This window comes from Pseudomonas entomophila (genome assembly GCF_023277925.1).
GTDB lineage: Bacteria > Pseudomonadota > Gammaproteobacteria > Pseudomonadales > Pseudomonadaceae > Aquipseudomonas > Aquipseudomonas entomophila_D.
In genome coordinates this window covers 3,477,916-3,501,972 of sequence record NZ_CP063832.1, presented here as the reverse complement: position 1 = coordinate 3,501,972, position 24,057 = coordinate 3,477,916, and the positions used below count along the sequence as shown (strand labels likewise).

General features: G+C 61.9%; 28 protein-coding genes and 1 tRNA gene. 20 read left to right on the top strand and 9 right to left on the bottom strand.

Features of this window, described 5'->3' with window-relative positions; genetic code table 11:
- Positions 1 to 46 precede the first annotated feature (46 nt).
- From IM733_RS15465 to IM733_RS15410, 12 genes are all read left to right on the top strand, one after another.
- Positions 47 to 1,174 carry a phosphoribosyltransferase domain-containing protein gene (locus tag IM733_RS15465; RefSeq protein WP_248917469.1) on the top strand — a complete coding sequence of 376 codons (1,128 nt, stop codon included), beginning with the start codon at positions 47 to 49 and terminating at the stop codon, positions 1,172 to 1,174.
- Positions 1,164 to 1,922 carry a trehalose phosphatase gene (locus IM733_RS15460; RefSeq protein ID WP_248917468.1) on the top strand — a complete coding sequence of 253 codons (759 nt, stop codon included), beginning with the start codon at positions 1,164 to 1,166 and terminating at the stop codon, positions 1,920 to 1,922. Before IM733_RS15465 ends, IM733_RS15460 begins: the two co-directional genes overlap by 11 nt.
- Positions 1,915 to 3,012 carry a cysteine protease StiP family protein gene (locus tag IM733_RS15455; RefSeq protein ID WP_248917467.1) on the top strand — a complete coding sequence of 366 codons (1,098 nt, stop codon included), beginning with the start codon at positions 1,915 to 1,917 and terminating at the stop codon, positions 3,010 to 3,012. Before IM733_RS15460 ends, IM733_RS15455 begins: the two co-directional genes overlap by 8 nt.
- Entirely contained in the window at positions 3,009 to 3,956 is a 948-nt protein-coding gene (locus tag IM733_RS15450) for an HpcH/HpaI aldolase/citrate lyase family protein (RefSeq protein ID WP_248917466.1), read from the top strand. Before IM733_RS15455 ends, IM733_RS15450 begins: the two co-directional genes overlap by 4 nt.
- A complete protein-coding gene (locus IM733_RS15445) occupies positions 3,956 to 4,684 on the top strand; it encodes an HAD family hydrolase (RefSeq protein ID WP_248917465.1) in 729 nt (242 codons plus the stop codon). Before IM733_RS15450 ends, IM733_RS15445 begins: the two co-directional genes overlap by 1 nt.
- 2 nt (positions 4,685 to 4,686) lie before the next feature.
- A complete protein-coding gene (locus tag IM733_RS15440) occupies positions 4,687 to 5,286 on the top strand; it encodes a TerD family protein (RefSeq protein ID WP_248917464.1) in 600 nt (199 codons plus the stop codon).
- The gene (locus tag IM733_RS15435) at positions 5,283 to 6,458 is read left to right on the top strand and encodes a TerD family protein (protein ID WP_248917463.1); all 1,176 of its coding nucleotides are present in this window, start codon (positions 5,283 to 5,285) and stop codon (positions 6,456 to 6,458) included. Before IM733_RS15440 ends, IM733_RS15435 begins: the two co-directional genes overlap by 4 nt.
- Before the next feature lie 46 nt (positions 6,459 to 6,504).
- A complete protein-coding gene (locus IM733_RS15430; RefSeq protein ID WP_248917462.1) occupies positions 6,505 to 6,954 on the top strand; it encodes a tellurite resistance TerB family protein in 450 nt (149 codons plus the stop codon).
- 11 nt (positions 6,955 to 6,965) lie between these two features.
- Positions 6,966 to 7,997 (top strand): TerC/Alx family metal homeostasis membrane protein, encoded by a 1,032-nt coding sequence (locus tag IM733_RS15425; RefSeq protein ID WP_432760372.1) that lies wholly within the window; start codon positions 6,966 to 6,968, stop codon positions 7,995 to 7,997.
- Positions 7,998 to 8,026: 29 nt separating this feature from the next.
- On the top strand, positions 8,027 to 8,602 hold the full coding sequence (locus tag IM733_RS15420) for a TerD family protein (protein WP_248917461.1): 576 nt from the start codon (positions 8,027 to 8,029) through the stop codon (positions 8,600 to 8,602).
- Between the two features lie 33 nt (positions 8,603 to 8,635).
- On the top strand, positions 8,636 to 9,214 hold the full coding sequence (locus IM733_RS15415) for a TerD family protein (RefSeq protein ID WP_248917460.1): 579 nt from the start codon (positions 8,636 to 8,638) through the stop codon (positions 9,212 to 9,214).
- A 115-nt stretch (positions 9,215 to 9,329) separates the two neighbouring features.
- The gene (locus IM733_RS15410; protein ID WP_248917459.1) at positions 9,330 to 10,337 is read left to right on the top strand and encodes an LppP/LprE family lipoprotein; all 1,008 of its coding nucleotides are present in this window, start codon (positions 9,330 to 9,332) and stop codon (positions 10,335 to 10,337) included.
- 10 nt (positions 10,338 to 10,347) lie between these two features.
- Here IM733_RS15410 and IM733_RS15405 read toward each other — a convergent pair whose 3' ends face one another.
- Positions 10,348 to 11,595, bottom strand: a complete 1,248-nt coding sequence (locus IM733_RS15405) for a VWA domain-containing protein (protein WP_248917458.1) — start codon at positions 11,593 to 11,595, stop codon at positions 10,348 to 10,350.
- 211 nt (positions 11,596 to 11,806) lie between these two features.
- Here IM733_RS15405 and IM733_RS15400 point away from each other — a divergent pair, with 211 nt between their 5' ends.
- Positions 11,807 to 12,343 carry a dihydrofolate reductase family protein gene (locus IM733_RS15400; protein ID WP_248917457.1) on the top strand — a complete coding sequence of 179 codons (537 nt, stop codon included), beginning with the start codon at positions 11,807 to 11,809 and terminating at the stop codon, positions 12,341 to 12,343.
- Between the two features lie 142 nt (positions 12,344 to 12,485).
- Here IM733_RS15400 and IM733_RS15395 read toward each other — a convergent pair whose 3' ends face one another.
- The 4 genes from IM733_RS15395 to IM733_RS15380 all read right to left on the bottom strand — a co-directional run bounded on the left by IM733_RS15395 (position 12,486) and on the right by IM733_RS15380 (position 15,281).
- A complete protein-coding gene (locus tag IM733_RS15395) occupies positions 12,486 to 13,781 on the bottom strand; it encodes an NAD(P)/FAD-dependent oxidoreductase (protein WP_248917456.1) in 1,296 nt (431 codons plus the stop codon).
- Between the two features lie 84 nt (positions 13,782 to 13,865).
- Complete coding sequence (locus IM733_RS15390; protein ID WP_110991747.1) at positions 13,866 to 14,039, bottom strand: DUF3094 family protein; 174 nt, start codon at positions 14,037 to 14,039, stop codon at positions 13,866 to 13,868.
- A gap of 132 nt (positions 14,040 to 14,171) precedes the next feature.
- Complete coding sequence (locus IM733_RS15385; protein ID WP_248917455.1) at positions 14,172 to 14,801, bottom strand: DUF1780 domain-containing protein; 630 nt, start codon at positions 14,799 to 14,801, stop codon at positions 14,172 to 14,174.
- Between the two features lie 45 nt (positions 14,802 to 14,846).
- Positions 14,847 to 15,281 (bottom strand): hypothetical protein, encoded by a 435-nt coding sequence (locus tag IM733_RS15380; RefSeq protein WP_248917454.1) that lies wholly within the window; start codon positions 15,279 to 15,281, stop codon positions 14,847 to 14,849.
- Positions 15,282 to 15,879: 598 nt separating this feature from the next.
- On the opposite strand from IM733_RS15380, the gene IM733_RS15375 reads away from it, so the two are divergent.
- Positions 15,880 to 16,563: an energy-coupling factor ABC transporter permease gene (locus IM733_RS15375; RefSeq protein ID WP_248917453.1), complete on the top strand. Its 684-nt coding sequence runs from the start codon at positions 15,880 to 15,882 to the stop codon at positions 16,561 to 16,563.
- Between the two features lie 141 nt (positions 16,564 to 16,704).
- Here the strand turns inward: IM733_RS15375 and yacG are convergent, their stop codons facing one another.
- The 4 genes from yacG to IM733_RS15355 are packed head-to-tail and all read right to left on the bottom strand — an operon-like array spanning position 16,705 to position 19,602.
- Complete coding sequence (yacG, locus tag IM733_RS15370) at positions 16,705 to 16,905, bottom strand: DNA gyrase inhibitor YacG (RefSeq protein ID WP_011535705.1); 201 nt, start codon at positions 16,903 to 16,905, stop codon at positions 16,705 to 16,707.
- On the bottom strand, positions 16,902 to 17,525 hold the full coding sequence (coaE, locus tag IM733_RS15365) for a dephospho-CoA kinase (RefSeq protein WP_248917452.1): 624 nt from the start codon (positions 17,523 to 17,525) through the stop codon (positions 16,902 to 16,904). The genes yacG and coaE overlap by 4 nt, the downstream gene beginning before the upstream one ends.
- The gene (locus IM733_RS15360; RefSeq protein WP_248917451.1) at positions 17,525 to 18,391 is read right to left on the bottom strand and encodes a prepilin peptidase; all 867 of its coding nucleotides are present in this window, start codon (positions 18,389 to 18,391) and stop codon (positions 17,525 to 17,527) included. Before IM733_RS15360 ends, coaE begins: the two co-directional genes overlap by 1 nt.
- A 2-nt stretch (positions 18,392 to 18,393) precedes the next feature.
- Positions 18,394 to 19,602 carry a type II secretion system F family protein gene (locus IM733_RS15355; protein ID WP_248917450.1) on the bottom strand — a complete coding sequence of 403 codons (1,209 nt, stop codon included), beginning with the start codon at positions 19,600 to 19,602 and terminating at the stop codon, positions 18,394 to 18,396.
- Between the two features lie 227 nt (positions 19,603 to 19,829).
- Between IM733_RS15355 and IM733_RS15350 the strand changes: the two genes are divergently transcribed.
- The 6 genes from IM733_RS15350 to tnpC all read left to right on the top strand — a co-directional run bounded on the left by IM733_RS15350 (position 19,830) and on the right by tnpC (position 23,996).
- Positions 19,830 to 20,240 carry a pilin gene (locus IM733_RS15350; RefSeq protein ID WP_248917449.1) on the top strand — a complete coding sequence of 137 codons (411 nt, stop codon included), beginning with the start codon at positions 19,830 to 19,832 and terminating at the stop codon, positions 20,238 to 20,240.
- Positions 20,241 to 20,298: 58 nt separating this feature from the next.
- Positions 20,299 to 20,374: transfer RNA gene (locus IM733_RS15345), tRNA-Thr, on the top strand.
- Between the two features lie 127 nt (positions 20,375 to 20,501).
- Positions 20,502 to 21,407: an FRG domain-containing protein gene (locus IM733_RS15340; RefSeq protein WP_248917448.1), complete on the top strand. Its 906-nt coding sequence runs from the start codon at positions 20,502 to 20,504 to the stop codon at positions 21,405 to 21,407.
- 337 nt (positions 21,408 to 21,744) lie between these two features.
- Entirely contained in the window at positions 21,745 to 22,065 is a 321-nt protein-coding gene (gene tnpA, locus IM733_RS15335) for an IS66-like element accessory protein TnpA (protein WP_010954361.1), read from the top strand.
- Positions 22,062 to 22,397, top strand: a complete 336-nt coding sequence (gene tnpB, locus IM733_RS15330) for an IS66 family insertion sequence element accessory protein TnpB (protein ID WP_004575513.1) — start codon at positions 22,062 to 22,064, stop codon at positions 22,395 to 22,397. The genes tnpA and tnpB overlap by 4 nt, the downstream gene beginning before the upstream one ends.
- Before the next feature lie 63 nt (positions 22,398 to 22,460).
- A complete protein-coding gene (tnpC, locus tag IM733_RS15325; RefSeq protein ID WP_248917447.1) occupies positions 22,461 to 23,996 on the top strand; it encodes an IS66 family transposase in 1,536 nt (511 codons plus the stop codon).
- Positions 23,997 to 24,057: the final 61 nt, after the last annotated feature.

Here is a 24,057-nt window from a genome sequence, read left to right as displayed (position 1 = left end):
GATTAGGTGCGGGGCCTCGGCTCGGCATCGGACTAGGAAGCCATTGATGGAAAGCAACGTAGTACCCACCTCCCTGTGCGTACAACTCAAGCGCGGTGTGCTTGAGGTCAAGATCGAGGACACCGTCCTGCCTGCGGCCGAGCTGTTCGGCTTCGCCGAGCGCCGCAACCCCAAACGGGCATTCCTGTTCGTTTCCAAGGTCCTGGGGCGTCATATACCGGTGCGTCCCGCCGTGATGGCAGCCAGCTTCGACAGTCTGGCAGCAGAGATTCCCGATGATCTGCCTGGCCCGGTGCTGGTTATCGGCATGGCTGAAACCGCTGTCGGTCTGGGCGCCGGTGTGCATCGGGCCTACAGTGCCAAACGCAGCGACTGCATCTATATCACCAGTACGCGTCATCCCCTCGGTACCGAACTGTTCGCAAAGTTCGAGGAGGAGCACAGTCACGCCAGCGCACACCTGATTCATTTGCCGACTGACCCCGAGACCCGCCAGCTGATGCTGCAGGCACGTTCGTTGATCCTGGTGGACGACGAAGCTTCGACCGGCAAGACGTTCATCAATCTCTACCAGGCATTGCTGGACGCCGGTCTGCAACAGCTGGAGCGCGTGGTCACCTGCGTGCTGACCGACTGGTCGGCCGGAGCGGTCGGCCGGGCAATCGGCAGCCGGGCCCGTTCGGTCTCGCTGCTCGAGGGCAGCTACGCGTTCCACGAAGACCCGACAGCCCCGCTGCCGGATATGCCGGATGTCGCCGCCGTTTCCATCGGCGCGTGGCCGCTGTCGCCCAAAGGCGACTGGGGGCGGCTTGGGGTTCGCCACGTCGAGGATACCCTGGCTCCCGGGCTGCAGGTTCGTCCTGGCGAGAAAGTCATCGTGATCGGCACCAGCGAGTTCGTCTGGCGGCCGTTTCTTCTGGCCGAGCGCCTGGAGCGTGTGGGCGCGGATGTGCATTTCAGCTCGACCAGCCGATCGCCGATCGCCCTCGGCCATGCCATTGGCCACGCCTTGTCGTTCTCGGACAACTACGGCCTGGGGATCCCCAACTTCCTCTACAACGTGCGCCCCGGTCAGTTCGACCGGGTGCTCGTCTGCTCGGAAACGCCGGCTCCGGCGGTCTGCGCGCAACTGATCGAGGCACTGGGCGCGGAGGTCATCGTCGATGAGCACTAAGCGCCCACTGGTATTCGTCGATCTCGACGACACCCTGTTCCAGACCGCCCGCAAGATGCCCGAAGGCATTCCCAGGGCGGTGGCGACATTGGATGTGAACGGTCAGCCCAATGGCTACATGAACCCTGTACAGCAGGCGTTCGTCGACTGGCTGCTCAGTTCAGCCGATGTCGTACCGGTAACCGCGCGCAGCGTTGAGGCCTATGGCCGGGTGCGCCTGCCGTTCAGCCTTGGGGCGATCTGCTCTCACGGCGGTACCTTGCTGGGTGGCCAAGGGCAGTTGGACAGCGACTGGCATGAAGTCATGGTCGACGCACTGGCCCCATTCCAGGAGCGCCTGAACCTACTGAGCGAGACCACCCTGCGGATCGGTGAGGCGCTTGGTTTCTCCCTGCGGGGCTGGGTGGTGGAGGAGAACGACCTGCGCCATTACGTGGTGACCAAGCATAACGGTGTCGATGACACGGTGCTGGTCACGGTCCTGGCTGAAGTTCGCCGACGCGGGCTGTTGGAAGGCATGCACGTACACGCTAATGGCAACAATCTGGCGTTCCTGCCGCAAGGCCTGAGCAAGCGCCTGGCGGTCGAGGAATGGCTGCGCCGTGATCGCGCCCGGCACGGCGAGCGCCCGGTGCTGGGGTTCGGTGACAGCATTACCGACCTGGGCTTTATGAACCTCTGCCATCTGTGGGCCACACCGGCCCGCAGCCAGTTGGCCAATGCGGTCGAGGGGTTGCTCCATGACTGATGCGCTGGCCATGCTGGACACCGTCGGCAGCGGCAGCTATGCGCCTGCGGATGTGCATTTTCTGCTTCGCCCGATGCAGATCCGGGAGACCGACGTGGCGGAGAAGGAGCGGCTGATTCAATCCAATCAGAAGCATTACTCCGAAATGATCAGCCGAGAGCATGCCCCAGGTGAGGTCCACATGGGGCTTTATGCCAAGGCCCTGGCGCAAAATGGCCGGCGCATGGCGGCGGAGGTGCAATCGCTGGCGAAGGCACTGGATGTCGCATGCACCGGCCCTGATATCGCGCTGGTTTCGTTCGTGCGTGCCGGCTTGCCCTTGGGGGTCCTCCTGCGCCGCGCACTGGTCGGGTTGGGGCGTGAAACTCATCACTACGGCGTCAGTATCGTCCGTGATCGCGGCATCGATCATGTGGCATTGGAGATGATCATCCAGCGCCACGGCGCGCAGAACATTGTCTTCGTCGATGGCTGGACCGGCAAAGGGGCGATCGCCGGCGAGCTTCGCCGCACCTTGGCCACCGATGCCCGGTTCCAGGGCGAACCTCGCCTGGTTGTCCTGGCCGACCCTTGCGGCCAGGCCTGGATGGCCGCCTCGGCGGAGGACTGGATCATCCCCTCCGGCATTCTGGGGGCCACGGTCTCTGGCCTGGTATCACGCTCGATCTGGCCCGCCGATGGTGGCCTGCATGGTTGCGTGGTCTACGACCACCTTGCCGTGCATGACGTCACACGCAGCTTCATCGAGCAGATTGAATGCGAACGCGGCGGCTTAAGCGAGGTGGCACCGGTCGCCCCTTGGTCGTTTGACGCGCGCCAGCGTTTGCAGGCGCAAGCGAGCACGGTGGTGCGTGATCTCGCGGCGCGTTTTCAGATCGGTAACCTGAACCGGGTAAAACCGGGTATTGCAGAAGCAACGCGCGCTGTCCTGCGCCGCGTCCCCGACCATGTTCTGGTACGCGACCGTAATGACAGCGACGTGCAGTTGCTGCTGCACCTTACAGAGCGTGCAGGGGTCACTGTCGAGGCGTGCGGTGAGCAACTCGGCCCTTACCGTGCGGTCACCATCATTCGGAGCGTCAACCGATGAAAGCGATTTCGCCGTTTGCGCTGGGCGCCACGTTGTACATGCCCGCCACGCGCTCCGATATTCTCGAGGTGGTGTTCGGTATTCGGTTCCCCGAGCTGCGCTCGTTTGTGGTTTGCCTCGAAGACGCCGTGGCACAGATCGACGTGGACAGTGCGCTGGCGAATCTGCGTACCTTGCTGCTGGAGATCGATGTTCGGGGCGGGCGTGGCGAAGGCGGGCCATTGTTGTTCGTGCGGCCTCGTGACGCCCAGATGGCGGCGGTTCTCAACGACTGGCCGCTGATGAAGCATATCGATGGGTTCGTGGTGCCGAAGCTGACCATGCAAAGCCTCCCTACCTGGGAGCAGGCGGTCAGCAACCCAGAGCTGCTGCTCATGCCGACCCTGGAAACCGCCGACGTCTACAATCCTGGAGCCATGACCGAACTGGGCCTGGCACTCAAGGCCAGCCTGGATCAACGCATCATCGCCTTGCGAATCGGTGGCAACGACCTCATGGGCTGCCTAGGTTTGCGCCGCAATCCGGCAACCACGCTGTACGCTACTCCCATGAGCTATGTCATTCCCATGTTGGCCGGTGTCATGGGGGCCCAGGGCTTCGCGCTCACCGCGCCGGTGTTCGAGCAACTGGCTTCACCGCACCTTCTACAGGAAGAGCTCGAACTGGACATCGCCCATGGCCTGGTGGGCAAGACCGCCATTCACCCCAATCAGATCAGCCTGATCCAGGACACTCTGCGGGTCAGCCTGGAGGACCTGAATTGCGCCCGGTTGATCGTCAACGATGTCGCGCCGGCGGTTTTCAGGCACAACGACGCGATGTGCGAGCCGGCGACCCATTTCAAATGGGCGCAGAACATTCTCGAGCGTGCGCGCTGGCACGGTGTCAAGCCTGCTGAACCCCACGTGCATGAGACCGCCATGCGCCTGGCGGAGGCCCATTGATGAGCCTGAGTGTGCTTGAAGCAGGCCCGAAAGAGGCAAAGGTGCTGTCGGTCTTCGACTTCGATGGGACGCTGACCCGTCACGACAGCTTCGTGCCGTTCCTGCAATTCGCCTTCGGCAAGCGCGAGTTCTCGCGACGCCTGCTCAGGATGGCGCTGCCCAGTCTCAGGTATGTGGCACGCGGCATGAGCCGTGACGACCTCAAGGCGCAGTTGATCCGTACCTTCCTGACCGGCGTGCAGGCCCAGTGGGTGACGCACAAGGCCGAACTGTTCTGTCAGCGCGCCTGGCCCCGGCTGATGCGCCCCAGCGGCCTTCACGCGGTGGCCGCCGAACTTGCATCTGGCGCTCAGGTGACGCTGTGCTCGGCGTCGCCGGCATTGGTGCTGCAACCATTCGCCGAGCGGCTGGGGATCCGGTTGATCGGCACTGAGCTGGAAGTGGTAGAGGGCAGGCTGACCGGGCGCATCCACGGCAACAATTGCCGGTGCGAGAACAAGGTGCTGCGCCTGACCGCCGAGTATGGCCCGCTCACCGAGTATCGCTTGCGTGCCTGGGGGGACACCCGGGGCGATCACGAGCTGCTCGCCGCCGCGCAAGACCCGCACTGGCGACATTTTCATCCGGCGTGGCGGCGTACTCGCCCGCGCTTTAACACGGCAGGGAGCCAGGGACCGGTAAGGACCGCGGACTCCCGTTTGAACACTGAAGATCAACAAGGAGCGTAATCATGGCACTCACCCTGAGCAAGAATCAGAGCATCTCGCTGGAAAAGACCGCAGGAACTGGCCTGACCTCCGTCAGCCTGGGCCTGGGTTGGGACCCGGTGAAAGCGACTGGCGGCTTCTTCAGCAAGCTGTTGTCCGGTGGCAGCAATGACTCGATCGACCTCGATGCTTCGTGCATCGTGCTCGATGGCGATTTCCAGCCTGTCGACGTGGTCTGGTTCCGCCAGCTGGCTTCGCGGGATGGCTCGATCAAGCACTCCGGCGACAACCTCACCGGCGAAGGTGACGGCGATGACGAAACCATCTACGTCGACCTGCAGCGCCTGCCAGCCGATGTGAAACACCTGGTCTTCACCGTCAACAGTTTCCGAGGGCAAACCTTCGACCAGGTCGAGAATGCCTATTGCCGGATTGTCAACGAATCGGGCAAGCGCGAACTGGCGCGTTTCAACCTGGCAGAAAAAGGCAGTCACACCGGCGTGGTGATGGCGAGCCTGAGCCGCGGCGGCAATGGCTGGGAGTTCAAGGCGATCGGTCGTTCCACCAACGGCCGCACTGCCGAGGATCTGGTAAACCTGGCCATTGACGCGGTGCGCTCATGACGACCTTGGCCCCGGGCGGAAATGCGCCGGTAGCCACCGGCCAGTTACGTGTCGATATCAGCTATTCGCCGATCGCTGGCGCGGATATCGATGTTTCGGCGTTCGCGCTCACGCCATCCGGCAAGGTGCGTGGCGATGGCGACATGTGTTTCTACGGGCAGACCAGCATCCTCGGTGGCGCTGTTCAACTGGTCTCGTCCGCCAGTGGCCGGGTCGAGTTCACGCTCGACCTGGGGCGGGTCGACCCTGCCGTGGAAAAGGTCGCGCTCACCGCGACCATCTATGAGAACAAGGCGGCGTTCGACCGGGTCAGCACCCTCGCATTGTCCGTCTCCGGCGGTATCGAAGCCCAGATTCCAACCCGCGGCATGAGCGAAACGGCACTGATCCTGGGCGAGTTCTATCTGCGTCAGGGCGCCTGGAAGTTCCGTTGTGTGGGGCAGGGCTTTGCCGGTGGCCTGGAGCCGCTGGCCCGGCACTTCGGGGTCGAAATTGCCGCCCCCAGCCCGACTCCGGCTCCTGCCCCGGTCGTTGCGCCGCCGCCCGCGCCCAAGCCTTCGGTCAGCCTGAGCAAGGTCACCCTCGACAAGACCCGTTCGAGCATCAGCCTGGAAAAAACCGCTGCCGGGTTTGGCGAGATCAAGGTCAACCTGAACTGGAACCAAGGCCAGGGTAGTGGCGGCCTGCTCGGTGGCCTGCTGGGCAAACGCAATGCGATCGACCTGGACCTGGGTTGCCTGTTTGAAATGCAGGACGGTTACAAAGGCGCGATCCAGGCACTCGGCAGGCGCTTTGGCGACCTGCGCGAAGAGCCTTACATCCAGCTGATGGGGGACGACCGCACCGGCGCGGTGGCGGGCGGTGAATGGCTGCACATCAACGGCCAGTTCTGGGGCGAGGTCAAACGCATCCTGATCTTCGCGTTCATCTACGACGGTGCTCCCAACTGGCGGGCTACCGACGGCGTGGTGACCATTTTCGTGCCAGGCCAGCCCGAGATCGAAGTCCGTATGAACGAGGAGGGGGGCCGCCACGGCATGTGCGCGATCGCCCTGCTGGAAAACGTCAACGGTGCCGTGAAGGTTTCGCGCCGTGTCGATTTCCACCCGGGCCATCAGGATATGGACCGAGCCTACGGCTGGGGCATGAATTGGAAAGCCGGCTCCAAGTAACCATCCGATCAAGGCGGGCCACAGCGCCCGCAACGAGGGAAACAGCATGCTCGAATGGCTGAAAACCAATGCGACCAAAGCCCGGGAAACGTTGACGACGGAAGTCGCCAAGTACAAGAACCGAGCTTTCATGGAGGCGATCGCCAACGGTTGCGCGCTGATGTCGGCGGCTGACGGCGAGATCAAGTCCGAAGAAAAGATGAAGATGACCGGCTTCATCAACAACTCTGCAGAGTTGAAGGTGTTCAACCTGGCCGATGTGATCAAGGTGTTCAGCGACGCCTGCGCGAAGTTCGAATTCGACTTCCAGATAGGGCAGGCCGAAGCCTTGAAAACCATCAGCAAGGTCAAGGGCAAGGACGGGGAAGCGCGCCTGCTGGTCCGTGTGGTTTGCGCCGTCGGGGCCTCCGATGGCGATTTTGATGACAAGGAAAAGGCGATCGGGCGCCTGATTTGCCTGGAGCTGGGCCTCAATCCAGCTGATTTCGAACTTTAAGGACTTCCACTTTGGAAACGACAATTGGCTTCCCACCGCTGACCATGGCGGTATTCGTTGGCATCGCGCTTGGCGCGCTGCTGCTGGACATGGTCACCCACCGCGATGACAAGCCCATCACCCTTGCCGGGGCGTCGATCTGGTCGCTCTTCTGGGTAGCGATTTCCCTGGCGTTTGCCGCGTTCCTTTACGTCCAGCACGGGCCGCAGGTGGCCAGCCTGTTCGTCACCGGCTATGCCCTGGAGAAAGTCCTGTCGGTCGACAACCTGTTCGTGTTCATGGCGATTTTCGCCTGGTTCAAGGTGCCGGATGGTCTGCGCCACCGCATTCTCTACTGGGGCATCATCGGTGCCATCGTGTTCCGTGGCGTGTTCGTGGCCATCGGCACCGGCCTGTTGGCGTTCGGCCCGTGGGTCGAAATCGTCTTTGCCCTGATCGTGGCCTGGACGGCGGTGATGATGCTCAGAAGCGGCGGTGACGATGAAGAAGAGGAAGACTATTCCCAGCACATCGCCTATCGCTTCGCCAAGAAGCTGTTCCCGGTCTGGCCCAAGCTGTATGGCCACAACTTCTTCGTCAGCCGCAAGAAGCTCGAAGCTGAAGTGCGCAAGCCGGAGAACCAGGGCATGAGCCTCGCAGCCAAGGGCGGCCTGTTTGCCACGCCGTTGTTCCTCTGCCTGGTGGTGGTCGAGGTGTCCGATGTGCTGTTCGCCTTCGACTCGGTCCCGGCGGTCATCGCGGTAAGCCGTGAGCCGCTGATCGTGTACTCGGCGATGCTCTTCGCGATTCTGGGCCTGCGTACCCTGTACTTCGTGCTCGAGGCCCTCAAGCGCTACCTGGTGCATCTCGAGAAGGCAGTCATCGTGCTGCTGTTCTTCATTGCCGCCAAGCTTGGCCTCAATGCCACCGACCACCTCTTCCACCACGGTATCAGCATCGACCCGAACACCAGCCTGATCATCGTGTTGGCGGTACTTGCCATCGGCATCCTGGCCAGTGTGCTCTTCCCGGAAAAGGAAGAAACACCGGCCGCAAACCCTTAACTCAGTAGCAATCACAAGGAGTTGTTCTCATGGCACTGACTCTTCAAAAGGGCGGCAACCTGTCCCTGTCGAAAACCGACCCTAGCCTGACCAAGATCCTGGTCGGCCTGGGCTGGGACCCACGCGCCACTGATGGTACCGAGTTCGACCTGGACGCCAGCGCCTTCCTGCTGAACGGCACCGGCAAGGTCCGCAGCGAAGCCGACTTCATCTTCTACAACCAGCTGCGCAGCCAGGATGGCTCGGTCGAGCACACCGGCGACAACCGTACCGGTGCCGGCGACGGTGACGACGAAGTGGTCAAGGTCGACCTCAGCCGCGTGCCTGCGGATATCGACAAGATCGCCTTCACCGTGACCATCCACGACGCTGAGGCGCGCCGCCAGAACTTCGGCCAGGTCGGCAACTCGTTCATCCGCATCGTCAATGAAGTGACCGGTGTCGAGATCGTACGTTATGACCTGGCCGAGGACGCCTCGATCGAGACCGCGATGATCTTCGCCGAACTCTATCGCAACAACGGCGAGTGGAAGTTCCGCGCTGTTGGCCAAGGCTATGCCGGCGGCCTGCGTGCCCTGGCCAATGGCTACGGCATGAACTTCTGATCGCCCATCCCTATCCAGCAAGGAAATCACACCATGGCTGTAAGTCTGTCCAAAGGCGGTAACGTCTCCCTGTCCAAAGAAGCTCCAGGCCTGAGCGAAGTCATCGTCGGCCTGGGCTGGGACCCACGCGTTACCGATGGCACCGAGTTCGACCTCGACGCCTCTGTGTTCGTCACCGGTGAGAGCGGCAAGGTGCTGAGCGACGCCGGCTTCATCTTCTACAACAACAAGAAGTCCGCCGATGGCTCCATCGAGCACCTGGGCGACAACCGCTCGGGCCAAGGCGAAGGCGATGACGAGCAGGTGTTCGTCAAGCTCAATGGCCTGGCAGCCGAGGTGAAGAAGTTGGTGTTCGCCGTGACCATTCACGATGCCGAAGGCCGCAAGCAGTCGTTCGGCCAGGTATCGAACGCCTACATCCGCGTGCTGAACAAGGCTGACGGCAAGGAAATTGCCCGTTATGACCTGTCTGAAGATGCCTCCACCGAAACCGCGATGATCTTCGGTGAGCTGTATCGCCACAACGACGAGTTCAAGTTCAAGGCCATTGGCCAAGGCTTTGCTGGTGGCCTCAAGCCGCTGGCCGAAGCCCATGGTGTGAACATTGGCTGATTGACCTTCGGGTAAAGGAAAGCCCCGGCCTGGCCGGGGCTTTTTTGCATCGACAGTCAGGGAAAGGGTTCAGCCACGGGCCGGATCGATAAGCTATCAACAGGAAACGAAGGACATGATCAGCAATAGCATCAGATGGGGTTTGGCGTTGGGCGGGGTGCTGGCGCTGGCCGGCTGCGATGCCATGACCGACTACAAGCTCTCCATGGCCAGGCAGGCCCTGCGTGAGGAGTGTTTCGGCAACTTCACCAACAGCTGCGTGAGCAAGACGATCGACTACAACATCCAGGTACTGGAGGCCGTGCCGCTCGCCGGGCCGAAAGACAAGGAAGGGCTGATCGCCATGTTTGGCGACAAAGGCTGGGCGCTTTACCAGGAGGCCGAAGAAGAGGTCAAGGACGAGGTGATCGAGGTCCTGGAGAAGAAACGCCCGGGCATCTTTTCGCGTTGGGTGCTCGGAGATGCCCAGCCGTTCGATGGCAAAGGTGTCATCGAGTTCGCCCCGAGCGACCTGCAAGAGATCAAGGCCCAGGTCGAGCGTATCTACATCGCCAAGGTCAAGGCCGCTGGCCTGCAACCGGACAAGGCCGCTGCCGCCAAGTACGGCGAGGCGCAGAGTCAGGCCTCGACCCCGGTTGCACCTGAACCCGCAGCCTCCCCCGTGGTGGCTGCCGAACCGGTAAACACGCCTGCCGTTGCCGGCAATCGCGCATTCGTCACTCTCGACGCAGCCATGCAGGCGTTGATCGCGCAGGAAACCGCGAGCGACGGTGGCAGCGAATACCCGGAAGCTCGCCAGCAGGTCCAGCTCGACCTCAACGGCGATGGCGTGGAGGACGCAGTCGTGCTCTACACCATTGAAGGGCAGGGCGGCGGCAACAGCGCCTACCAGGCGCTGGCCGCCTACTATCACGGCAGCGATGGCTGGCAGTTGCAGCAGACCTTGGTCGTCGGTGGCGCCACGCAACTGCAGCGCGCCGGCCCCGAGACGATCACCGTGAAAGTACTGTCCCATGCCGATGATGACCCACGCTGCTGCCCAAGCCTGGAGACCGAGGTGAAGTACCGCTGGACCGGCTCGACCTTCGCCGAGCAGCCCGCGCCGAGCCAGAACGCCGGCTGACAAGCAGGGTTCAGGCGACGATACCTTTGGCCGCGGCGTCCTTCAGCCAGGCGGGGAACTCAGCCATCAACTGGTCGTAGAGTTGCTCCTCGCTGATCTGATGCAAGTCGTCCAGGGCGAAGAACCCACAGTTGTCGACGATCCGCCCCGGCATGTCATCGAGCTTTTCAAGAATGCCGTAGCCCCTGCCACCGAGGCCCACGAACTGCCAGTACAGCGGCAGCTTCGCCGCCTCGGTCATCAACCGAGAGATCTTGCGGTTCTCCGAGACACCGCCATCGGAAATGAACAGCACGAACACCGGGGAACGGTCGCCCGAGGCGAGATAGTGTTCGATAACCTGCTCCATCACCCTGGGCTCGTCGTTGATACGGCGGCCGACGTCCCAGTCGCGCCAGCCGTCATGGTCGGTGTCGATGAACGCTGTGTGGTTGGCGAGCGTGATGCTGGACAGTTTCTGTGGCTTGGCGGCAAAGGCCCAGCAGTCGATGGCGCCGTCGTCGTCGAAGTGCACGGCCAGTGGCAGCAGGCGGTTGACCACCTCCTGCACACGGCCTCGGGAGTACTGGCCGTTCATCGAGCCCGATGCATCGAGAATCAGCGCGACCCGTGCCTGCACTTTGTCCAGCCTGGCCTTTTCCAGGCTGACCTGGGCTTTCTTCGCCAGGCTGACCAGGTGCGGGGCACTGGCCGCCACTTTCTTCTCCAGCGACAGGGTCGTCACCTGAATCGGCGCCGGAGCCGGCTCGTCGGCGACTTCAGCACCGAAATGCCGGACCAGCGCCGCCAGGCCCTCGTTGAAACCCTGCAGGTTCGACATCAGGCGCCACTGGCCATCTTTTCGATAGATATCGGCCAGCATGACGGCCTTCTCGCCAGAAAACGTCGTACCCGAGAACGAGCAGGTGGCCACGGTGCGGCCGTCAGCATCCTTGACCGTGAAGGCACTGGAACGCAGGTCACGCATGGCACCATGGCCGTCGATGGTGGCAGTGAACACCAGGCGATCAATGGTGGCAGGCAAGCCGGCGAGGTTGAGGGAAAACTCCCCGGGTGTGACCTGGCGCACGCTGGCGCAGGGGCTGGCCGGCTGATTGAAGAACACCATGTAGCGATCGTCCGATAGTTTGCCCTGGGCATCGAGGCCGAAGCAGGCACAGTCCACCGTGTGTGGCGAGGCGATACTGAGGGAGAACGACAGGGCTTGGCCCTGGATGAGGTTGGACAATGGCAGGCGTTGCCCTTGATTGATCTGCATGAAGCACTTCCTTGAGATACCGCGTCCTGTTGCGCGCCCGGTGAGCCTGACGTATCGAGGCGGCGCTGGGAAGCCCTGAAGCTCGCCGCGCCGAAGGCAGGCGGAGGGATGTCCGTTTGTCGGCGCGCAGGAAATGGAAGACTGTGCATGTCGCGCGGGCGCCGTGGTTTTCTTGCTAGCATTCGGGCTTCACTCGCAGGAGCGCCGTTTCATGTCCCTCAAAGCCCGTGTGTTCATCGCCACCAGCCTGGATGGCTACATCGCCCGTGAAGATGGCGGCCTCGATTGGCTGATGGGCGCCACCCAGTCCAGCGATGACCATGGCTATGCCGGGTTCATGGCGGGGGTCGATACGTTGGTGATGGGGCGGGGGACGTTCGACAAGGTCATGACCTTCGGCCAATGGCCTTATCCAGATGTGCGCGTCGTGGTGGTCAGCAGCACACTACCCGCGTTGCCTCAACATTCGCCCGAGCGGGTCGAGCTGCACCCTGGGCCGATCCCGGCCTTGCTCGAGCATTTGCGGGCCACGGGCGCGAAGAGCCTGTACCTGGATGGCGGCAAGCTGATCCAGGGGTTCTTACGCGAAGGGTTGGTGGATGAACTGACCATCACCCACATTCCCGTGCTGCTGGGGCAGGGGATACCGTTGTTTGGCGGGTTGGCGAAGGATGTGCTGTTGCAGCACATGAGGACGACCAGCTACGAAAGTGGGTTCGTGCAGAGCACGTATCGCGTGGTCAAGTAAACAGTAGCGGCCGCGTTGATTCGGCTCGATCTCTGTAGGTGCGGCTTCAGCCGCGATCACCCGCATGGCGGGGGCCAGGCACCGCAGTGCCTGCATCGCGGCTGAAGCCGCTCGTACAGAGCAGCCTCAAGGGCTAGAAGCCTCAGTGCAGCTTCAGGCGCGGCTCGGTGCCCCGGCCAATCTTGCTGCCCAGCATCAGCATCAAGGTACGGAAGGTCCCGTACAGCGCCATCTGGTGCATCCGGTACAGCGACACATAGAACATCCGCGCCAACCAACCCTCCAGCTTCACGCTGCCCATCAGGTTACCCATCAAGTTGCCCACCGCCGAGAAGCGCGACAGCGACACCAGCGAGCCGTAGTCCTTGTACGCGTAGGTTGGCAATGGCTTGTTCTCCAGGCGCGCCTTCAGGCTCTTGGCCAGCAGCGAAGCCTGCTGGTGCGCGGCCTGGGCCCGTGGCGGCACGTTGCGGTCGCTGCCCGGCTGCGGGCAGGCGGCGCAATCGCCGAAGGCGAAGATATTGTCGTCGCGGGTGGTCTGCAGGGTTGGACGCACCACCAGCTGGTTGATGCGGTTGGTCTCCAAACCGTCGATGTCCTTGAGGAAGCCCGGCGCGCGAATGCCCGCCGCCCACACCTTCAGGCTGGCCTGGATCACTTCGCCGGCCGCTGTCTTCAGGCCATCCTCGGTCACTTCGCTGACCGCGGCATTGGTCATCACCGTCACGCCGAGTTTTTCCAGGGTCTTGTGCACCGGCACGCTGATGCGCTCGGGCAGCGCTGGCAGCACCCGTGGGCCGGCCTCGATGAGGGTGATGTGCATATCTTTCGGCTGGATCTTGTCCAGGCCATAGGCCGCCAGCTCGTGGGCGGCGTTGTGCAGCTCGGCCGCCAGCTCCACGCCAGTGGCACCGGCACCGACGATGGCCACGCTGATCTTCTCGCTGGCCACGTCGCCCGCGTGGGCGCGCAGGTAGTGGTTGAGCAACTGCTGGTGGAAGCGCTCGGCCTGCTTGCGGCTGTCGAGGAACAGGCAGTGCTGCGCCGCGCCCAGGGTGCCGAAGTCGTTGGTGTTGCTGCCCACGGCGATCACCAAGCTGTCGTAGCCGAGGGTGCGCGCAGGCAGCAGCTCGCGGCCCTCGTCGTCGAGGGTCGCGGCCAGCTGGATCAGTTTGCTCTCGCGGTCCAGGCCGCTCATGCGCCCCATCTGGAAGTTGAAGTGGTTCCACTTGGCCTGGGCCACGTAGTTCAGTTCGTCTTCCGAGGAGTTCAGCGAGCCGGCCGCCACTTCGTGCAGCAGTGGCTTCCAGATGTGCGTCAGGTTGGCATCAACCAGGGTGATCTCGGCCTGTTTGCGCTTGCCCAGGGTTTTACCCAGGCGGGTCGCCAGTTCCAGGCCGCCGGCGCCGCCGCCGACAATCACGATGCGATGAGTCATGGGGATATCTCACAAGTTTTACGGAATTCGTGGGCACAAGGCCCGGCCGCGTCCGGCACGAGGGGAGGGCGAGCGCAAGGCAGCTCATAGCACCAGTCCACTCAGCAGGCGGCTCAACAGGCCCAGACCGATGGTCACGGCCACCACCAGCAACAGCAGCAACAACGGCCGGAAAGGCCTGCGCTCGACACGATGCTGGGGGGCACTCAAGTACTCATCGACGCGACGCTGATCTTCAGGATTCAGGCGGCTGGTCATGGTGGGCCTCGTCAGATAGACGTTGGTGGATGCGTAAACGCTACAGCGCCCACGCAAACGCATGGGTCGAATGATAATGCTTTCTATCCCTGGCGCCGAGTGTACGTGATCGCAAACACACCCGGCACTGGATCAAAGACTGATCCCAACGTCGAAGACGATGCTGCGCCCCAGGTTGCCGCGCAAAAAATCCGGCGCGTCCGGGTGGGCGAACAGCACCCGGGCGAAGGTCGGCCCCACCAGCGACAGCGACCGCCAGCCCTGGCGCAGGTACTCGGTGGGCGGCGGGAAATGGCTGTTGAGGTCCAGCACCTCGCGTTTGAGGCTGGCGAAGGCGATGATGTCCAGCTCGCCCAAGTCCAGCCCGCGTTCACGGTAGTTGTGCGATTTCTTGCGCAGCGTGGGCGCCAGGCGCGCCAGCAGTTCCTGGGCGCTGATCCTGCGGGGCCGCTGCTCGCGGCGCACCAGCTGAGCCAGGGAAAACGCGCTGCGCCGCCGTTGCAGCTCCTCGCGCCACTCGTCGTTGAGGCGGCGGCCCTCGTCTAGCACGAAGAACACCTCGAACGCCGCGTCGCGGAACAGCACATCTGGCGGCTCTTGCCCGGCCGGGGTGAAGTCCTCGCTGCGGTAGGCAATGTTCAGCCCTTGCAGCAGACGCTGGCAGACCCAACGCTCGCGTTCCCATTTGCGGGCATTGGACAGGAACGCATTGGCTTGTTCGGCCTGGATGGTAAGCAGGCGCAGGTAGTCTGAGTCATCCATGGGGACAAGCTTAGCGCTCTCCAGCGAACAAAGGGTTACAGTTGTTCAGTGTGCGGGAGCGGAGAGGCCGCTAGATCCACTTGGCGCACCGAGGCCACTACCTTTCGAAGGGCCTATGAGACCATCATCTTTGAACTTTTCAAGGCGAGCATCCCCTGGGCGTTTGAAAGTCTCATATTTACTTCCAGTGGGACTAGAGGCTGCCTTTTTAAGAGCTTCTGTACTCTGTATGTTGTTGTAGTCAGAGAGTTGGTTGTTTTTTTTGCGCTCAACAAGGATTTCCAGATTTGCTCGGACTGAATCAGGTAGGTTTTTAATTTTGCTAAGATTTTTCCCGTCGCTTTCAATAGATTCGTTCACGCAGAACTTAAAGCAAGGAGGGTTCGGGTCGAAAGGGTATGACATGCACGTGCATTCGCTGGCGTTGACAGGCATGTTGAATGCACTGAGTGCTGGTAGTATCCACCAGAATGCGTTCATCTTAGTCAGGTTCCTTTAATTGTTTCGTGAAGATCCAGGCTAGCGTATAGCAGGTAAGCCATGTACCAAAGAACGCTAGTGCTATCAGTAGGGAGAGACGCTGGGATGCGTAAAGGTTATTGATGTTGTCAGCGATGGCCAGAACCGCGTTTGGCGTGAATCGAGAGGCGAGGTAACTACCGACTAATTGATTTCCTAAATAAATAGAGTGGGCTATTGAAGTCCATCCGGGTAAAAACAGAAGATATATTAGCCTTAAGTGCAGGTTTTCGGGTCGATTATGTGAAGTTCCGATAATTATGGCGACAGTCCCTCCGCCGATAGCAACCGCCCAGCCCGTAAGCACCGTAGAGCTTTCCAGTACATCCTTTAGTATGAGGGGCAGATCCACCATCACTCTTGTCCCAATGAAAAGTAGATGCTTAACCCCACTCTTTGATAGTCAGCACACTTTACCGCTAGAGTAGGGCTCCAAGGATTTACAGTCATACGGCTTCCCTTTGATCTGAGCGTAGCTTGGGAAACCTTTTTGGTCAGGTGCGTGAGGATTAGCTGCAGGACATAGGGCTGGTCGGCACCCATTTTAGAAGGACGTCGAATGATCAGCGCACAGGTCTTGTCCAGCACCAGCCTCACCCTTGGCTGGCTCGGTTACGTGCCCCTGCTGATCTGGGCCGCCAGCCGCACCCGCTGGGTGGAGCTGTTCACCGACACCCGCCGCCAGCACCTGCTGTTCGGTACGGTGTTCTGCCTGTTCGTGTTGTGGCTGGTGCGGCGCGATTTCGACACCGGGGTGTCGTATCACTTCATCGGCATGACCGCCGTGACCCTGCTGCTGGACTGGCCGCTGGCGGTGCTGGGCGGCTTCCTGGCCCAGCTCGGGCTGTTGCTGCTGGGCCGCCAGGACCTCGCCGCCATCGGCGTCAACGGCCTGCTGATCGTTGGCTTGCCGGTGTTGGTCACCGAGGTGTGCGCGATCCTGGTCGAGCGCGCCCAGCCGCGTAACCTGTTTGTGTATATCTTCTGTTCCGGGTTCTTCCCCGCCGCGCTGACCGTGCTGGTGTGCCTGGCGGCCGGGCTGGGGGTGTTATGGATGGACGAGCGTTTCGCCATGCCGGAATGGCTCAGCGACTTCGTTGGCTATCTATGGCTGATGATGTTTCCCGAGGCGTTCATCAACGGCACGGTGATCAGTGCGTTGGTGGTGTTTTGCCCGGAGTGGCTGGAGACCTTCAACCGCAGCCGCTATTTGCAGGCGCCCTGGAAGGACGAAGAGCAGTGAATACATACCCCATTGATCAGGCACAACCTCTGTGTAGGAGCGGCTTCAGCCGCGATCACCCGCAAAGCGGGTGCCCGGCCCCGAGGTGCCCGCATCGCGGCTGAAGCCGCTCCTACCAAATGACTTACCAGCGAACCCAGCTTAGTGCCGCGGCTCCAGATCCCCCGAATACAACTCATCCTCCGACTCTTCCGCCCCCGCGATCTTATGCTCCTCGGCCGCCCAGGCCCCCAGGTCGATCAACTTGCAGCGGTCCGAGCAGAACGGCCGGAACGGGCTCTTCTCCCCCCATTCCACGGGCGCCCCACAGGTGGGGCAATCAACGGTCATCGGCTGGCTCATGGCTGGCCTCCTCGCAAAGTCAGGTAAAAGTGGTGCAGGCGGTCGATCTCATCGTGCAGCGATTGCAGGTCACGATCGTTGACCACCACGTCATCGGCATGGCGCAGGCGCTCTTCCCGGGCCAGCTGGGCCTTGAGAATCGCCTGCACCTGTTCCGGGCTGGTGTTGTCACGGGCCAAAGTGCGCTGCACCTGCAGCTCGGCAGGGGCATCGATCACCAGGATGCGCTGGGTCTTGTCGAACTGCCCCGACTCGATCAACAGCGGCGAGACATACACCGCATAGGGCGTCTCGGCCTTGGCCAGGTAGCTGAAGATCTCCTGGCCGATCAGCGGGTGCAGCAGCTGTTCCAGCCATTGCCGCTGCGCCGGGTCGGCGAAGATCTGCTGGCGCAGGGCGCCACGGTCGAGCTGGCCATCCTCCAGCAACACGCCGGGGCCGAAGCGCTCGACGATACGGGCCAGGGCAGGGCGCCCCGGCTCGACAACCCAGCGCGCCGCCTGGTCGGCATCGACCAGGTGCACGCCCAGCTCGACAAAACGCTCGGCGGCGGCGCTCTTGCCGCTGCCGATGCCGCCGGTCAGGCCGAGAATCCAAGGGGTGAAGGGCGCTGTGCTCATCAGGTTCCAAGCAGTTGCAGGTAAGAAGCGACTATTTCATCACCCCAGAGCAATGCGATCCACCCCGCAATGGCCAGATAAGGCCCAAAAGGCAGCGCAGCGCCCATCTGCGTGCGTTTAAGCCGCACCAGCGCCAGCCCGATCAGCGCCCCCACCAGGGAGGCCAGCATCAAGGTCAGCGGCAGAATCTGCCAGCCGCCCCAGGCACCCAGCATGGCCAGCAGCTTGAAGTCGCCAAAACCGATGCCCTCCTTGCCAGTGATCAGCTTGAAGACCCAGTACACCAACCACAGGCTCAGATAACCCGCCACCGCGCCCCACATTGCATCGGCCAGCGGCACCAGCAGCCCGAAGGCATTAACGATCAATCCCAGCCACAACAGCGGCAGCACCAGCACATCCGGCAGCAACTGGTGTTCGGCATCGATCAGGCTCAACGCAATCAGGCCCCAAGTCAGCAGCATCACCGCCAGCGCTTCCACGCCCGGCCCGAAATGCCAGGCCACCAGCAGCGACAGCAGGGCGGTGGCCAGCTCCACCAGTGGATAACGCGCACTGATCCGCGCCTTGCACCCCGAGCAACGCCCGCGCAAGGCCAGGTAACTCAACACCGGAATGTTCTCCCACGCCCGGATCGGGCGCTGGCAGTGAGGGCAACGCGAGGCCGGCAAACACAGGTCGAAGCGCTCGTGCTCGGCCTGCGGCAGCCCCAGCACCTCCTGTGCCTCCCGCTGCCACTGGCGCTCGAGCATCACCGGCAGCCGGTACGCCAGCACATTGAGAAAACTGCCCACCAGCAACCCCAGCACCGCGGCCAGGGCATAAAAGAACAGGGGATGATCGACGATTACGGCCCAGGCATTCATGTTCAGAGCAGGCTACCCAACTGGAAGATCGGCAAGTACATCGCCACGACAAGGCCCCCCACCAGCAGCCCGAGGATCAGCACGATGGCCGGCTCCAGCAGTGTGGTCAACTGCTCCAGCGCCTGGCTCACCTGCTCTTCGTAATGTAGCGCGGCCTTGTCCAGCATCGTGTCGAGGGTGCCGCTGGCCTCGCCGACCGCCACCAGCTGGCGCAGCAGCGGCGGGAACAGCCCGTCCGCCTCCATCGCCTGTTGCAGGCTCGCGCCATTGGCCACGCCCTGGCGCAACGCCAGGATCGCCCGCTCATGCAGGCAGTTGCCACTGACCGGCGCCACCGTTGCCAGCGCATCCAGCAACGCCACACCCGCTGTATAAGAAGTAGCCAGGCTGCGCGCAAACCGCGCCAACGCCGCCTGCCCGAGCAAGGTGCCGAGCACCGGCACCCGCAGCCCCCAGCGCACCATCCACAGCCGCGCCGGCAGATGCCGCCGATAAACCGCCCGCCCGCCAACCCCCAACACGGTTATCAACAGCACCAGCCACCCCACGTGATTGCCCAGCCCTGTGGATAAATCGATCACCCACTGGGTGAACGCCGGCAGCGCCTTGTCGAAACTGGCGAACAGCCCCTGAAAGCGCGGCACCACCTCCAGCAGCAACAACGCCGCCACCCCGAGCCCGGTCAGCAGCAACAGCGCCGGGTACAGCATCGCCTTGCGCACCTTCTGCCGCAGTGCCTGGCGCTTCTCCAGCATGCCCGCCATCTGCTCCAGTTGCCGGTCCAGCGTGCCCGACTGCTCGCCCACCCGCACCAGGTTGCAGTACAGCGCATCGAACCACGCCGGGTGGCGTTGCAGCGCATCCGCCAGCCCCAACCCCGCCGCCACATCCTGTTTCAACCGCGCCAGCAACGCCGCCATGCCGCTGTCCACCGTGCTGCGCGCCATCACCTCGAACGCCTGCAACAACGGCACCCCCGCCGTCAGCAACGTTGCCAGCTGCCGGCTGAACCCCGCTGCATCCGCCTTGGCCGCCCGTTGTGGCCAGCGCCAGCGCAACCCACCCGCCAAGCTCACCCGCGTGGCCCGGATGCCCTGGCGTTGCAGCCAAGCCTGCACGAATGCCGGGCTGCGCCCCGGTTGCTGGCCGTGTTGACGAGCGCCGGAGGCATCGATGCCCTCCCAGGCGTAGAGGCGGGTAGACGGTTGCATGTGAGGTCCTTTGCAGTGCGGCGACAAGCCCCGTAACAGCTTGCCGGGCCTGAGGCCGGGCGCGTTTCCATGACGCTCACTAGAGTAGTTCAGCGAAGATGACGCCCTGCCGTGCAGGGGTGACAAAAGGTGTCGGTTCAGGCCTACTGCGCGCCTGCCGGGCGGGGCGCCCGCAAAGCTGAAACAGCGCCCACCGCGCCTCCATGTATTACGAAGGAAGACCGTTCATGAAAGGGCAACGAGGTATCACCCTGATCGAACTGATGATCGTCGTCGCGATCATTGGCATCCTGGCGACCATCGCCATCCCCCTGTACACCAACCACCAGGCCCGCGCCAAAGCCGCGGCGGCGCTGCTGGAGATCTCCGCGCTGAAAACGCCGATGGATATCCGCCTGAACGAAGGCAAGGACGTGCCCGACGTCGCCAGCCTCGGCGGCCAGCCCACCACCGCCCATTGCGCGACCACCGCCAGCGGCAAGGCCGCCGACGGCACCGCCAGCATCGCCTGCACCCTGGCCGACGCACCGGCCAATGTGCTGGGCAAGACCGTGACCCTGGCGCGTACCCAGGCAGGCTGGACCTGCGTGACCACGGTAGAGGAAGACCTCGCGCCCAACGGCTGCACGGTGCAATGAAAGTGAGGTGAAACAGGGGTTTGCGTAACCGACACGGCAGTGGTACGTTGCGCAACACGCCGGTGTAGCTCAGTCGGTAGAGCAGCGCACTCGTAACGCGAAGGTCGTAGGTTCGATTCCTATCCCCGGCACCAGTAAAATCAAGCTTTCCAGCGTTTTCCGTCAGTGGCAAAAAAACGCTGTGACAGCAGTGTGACAGCAAAAGCCTCGCTTAGACCTCCGTCAGCGGGGCTTTTTCTTCAGCTCGACAAAGGACTGGCAATGGCTCGAAGGCACCCACCGTTCATCGAGCGTCACTTTGAAACTGCAGAAGAGCTTTGGCTCGCGGTTTCCCCAACCTCTCAGCTTACGGATGGGCCTGAGCTGTTCATTTTTCGCGGTCAAGCGGATGCCCAGTGGCCTCTTGTGCCTTCAGTTCTACGTCCACGCGGACAACCACCAATTGAGTCTTACGACAAGATGGTGGACGCTTCAGAGATGGTGTTTTATGAGCTGCTAATGCTTGGTGCATTCGTTGAGCACTGTGATGCTATCGGGATCGCGATCCCTAATGACTCGCAGGAGTTCAGGAAAAACGAGCTCAGCACTCAGACCGCAGACCGGTACTACAAAGACCCATCGCTGTGGCCCAATCCTGCGTTGCTCGATCTTATGGCTATGGCTCAACATCACGGCGTGCCCACCCGTCTGCTGGATTGGACGATTAAGCCCTATGCGGCGCTTTACTTCGCAGCAAGTTCTGCCTTGGCGGATTTCGCGAGCTGGGAATCCACGCTCAACAAGCGATTGGCAATCTGGGCGATCAATCGCAACCAGCTGGGGCTACACGACAGAATCGTGCTGCACAGCTCACCTGGTGCGATCAGTAAGCACCTTGCGGCTCAAGGCGGGCTGTTTACTGTCCATCCTCATTCCGGGTATCGCTCAGGCAAATTTGAGGTGTCTGGGCTTGAAGAGGATTTCGCCGATGTTCCGCCTTGCATGCTTAAGTTGACGCTACCGGTATTCGAGTCGGCTCGTCTGCTCGGCCTCTGCCGGCGAGGTGGTTTCAGTGGTGCGCAGATTTATCCTACAGCGGACGGTGCAGGCCGTGCGGTACTAGATGGGATGAACGTAGAAGGGGCTCGTAAGCGTTGGAATGTCGACTCAATCCTGGTGCGGGTTTAGAGCATTCCCTACCCGGGAAAGCCCGGTTCGACACCGTCTGAGCATTTCCACATAGCCGCTCGGCCTCGAGGCGAACACCAGGTAGCTGTGTTCGATGTGGCTGCAGCCATCTCTTCGCGATCACGCGGAGGCTTGTTCTTGATTTCCCTTGCGAAGCGAGGCCCACAATCGCGAAGCGATGAGTAGTGGGTTACACATCGTGGCCGCCAGTTTTTGCAAACTGAGGTTGCATTGGGCGTAAGCGTCCGGCGAACTCACCTTCCGAACTCCAGCATTAAGGGCGATGGTGTCCGCGTATTTTTAAGCGGACGCGATCACCCTTATCGCCAGGATTTCCATGCGCCAACGAAGCTCTTATCCGAAACCATTCAAAGCTCAGGTCGTTCAGGAATGCCTGCAACCTGGCGCAACCGTGTCCAGTGTCGCCATCAACCACGGCATCAATGCCAACGTCATCCGCAAATGGCTGCCGCTCTATCGAGATCAGCCCGCAGCGGCTTCACTACCAGCTTTCGTCCCGCTAAAAGCCGCACCTAAACGGCCAGTCGAAGCGTCAGTGATCATCGAGTTGCCCGTGGCCGGGCAAGTGATCACGGTGAAATGGCCAGCCTCGGATCCCGAGGGTTGTGCGCAATTTATTCGGGCTTTCGCTCAATGATCCGCATCGATGCCATCTGGCTGGCCACCGAGCCGATGGACATGCGCGCTGGCACCGAGACGGCATTAGCCCGGGTGATTGCGGTGTTCGGTGCGGCGAAGCCGCACTGCGCTTATCTGTTCGCCAATCGCCGGGCTAACCGGATGAAAGTGCTGGTGCACGATGGCGTCGGTGTCTGGCTGGCAGCGCGTCGACTGAACCAAGGCAAGTTCCACTGGCCCGGCATTCGCCACGGCTGCGAGGTCGAACTCGACAGCGAACAACTCCAGGCGTTGGTGCTGGGCCTGCCGTGGCAGCGCGTCGGTGCAGGCGGTGTGATTAGCATGCTGTAAACGCCGGCCATTTGGCCGGTCTACTTGTCGTCGCCCCGCGCCTGCTCTGGCACAATCGGCGGCATGACTTTCTCGCCCAACCTCGACCAGATGACCCCGGAACAGCTTCGTGCCTTGGCGGCACAGGCGTTGCAATTGCAATCCCAGGTCGAGGCGATGAGCAGGAAGATTCAGAACGATGAAATCCTCATCGAACAGTTCAAGTTCGAAATCGCCCTGCTCAAACGGCACAAGTTTGCCAAGCGCAGCGAGCAAATCAGCCCGGCGCAAAGCAGCTTGCTGGATGACCTGCTCGACACAGACCTTGAAGCTATCGAGGCCGAGCTAAACCAGCTTCTCCCAGATGCGCCACAGGCCGAACCACGGCAATCCCCGAAACGTGCGCCTTTGCCGCCGCAGTTTCCACGCACGGTGATTCGTCACGAACCCGAAAACACCCAGTGCGTCTGTGGTTGCCAACTTCAACGCATCGGCGAAGACGTCAGCGAGAAGCTGGATTACACGCCGGGCGTGTTTACCGTCGAGCAACATGTGCGGGGCAAATGGGCCTGTCGCCAGTGCGAACCCCTGATCCAGGCCCCGGTGCCAGCCCAGGTTATCGACAAAGGTATCCCGACCGCAGGTTTGTTGGCCCACGTGATGGTGGCCAAGTTTGCCGATCACTTGCCGCTGTACCGGCAGGAGAAAATCTTTGGCCGCGCCGGGCTGGCAATTGCTCGCTCGACCCTGGCGCAGTGGGTCGGACAAACCGGCGTGCGGCTTCAGCCACTGGTCGATGCACTGCGTGAAGCCGTGCTGAACCAGGGCGTGATCCACGCTGATGAGACACCGGTGCAAATGCTTGCGCCAGGCGAGAAGAAAACCCACCGGGCCTATGTCTGGGCGTACAGCACGACGCCGTTTTCAGGGCTCAAAGCGGTGGTTTACGACTTCAGCCCAAGCCGTGCTGGCGAACATGCGCGCAACTTCCTGGGTGACTGGAACGGCAAGCTGGTCTGCGACGACTTCGCTGGCTACAAAGCCGGTTTCGAACAAGGCATCACTGAAATCGGCTGCATGGCCCACGCCCGACGCAAGTTCTTTGATTTGCACGTGGCGAACAAAAGTCAGCTGGCTGAACAGGCCCTGCACTCGATCAGCGGCTTGTACGAGGTCGAACGTCAGGCGCGGGACATGAGTGATGAAGAGCGCTGGCGAATACGACAAGAATTGGCGGTGCCGATCCTCAAAAAACTTCATGACTGGATGTTGGCTCAGCGAGACCTGGTGCCCAATGGATCAGCCACGGCCAAAGCCCTCGATTACAGCCTGAAACGCTGGGTAGCGCTGACGCGCTACCTGGATGATGGGGCTGTGCCCATCGACAACAACCAGGTCGAAAACCAGATACGGCCATGGGCACTCGGGCGCTCGAACTGGTTATTTGCGGGATCCCCGCGCAGCGGTAAGCGGGCCGCAGCAATCATGAGTTTGATCCAGTCGGCGCGCATGAATGGGCATGATCCGTATGCCTATCTCAAAGATGTGCTGACGCGGCTGCCGACCCAACGGGCCAGTGAGATCGGACAGTTGCTGCCGCATCAGTGGGTGCCGGCATGACTTACGCAAGGTGAGTTCGCCGGACGCATACCTTGCGATTGTATGCGTCGGATCCAAATCA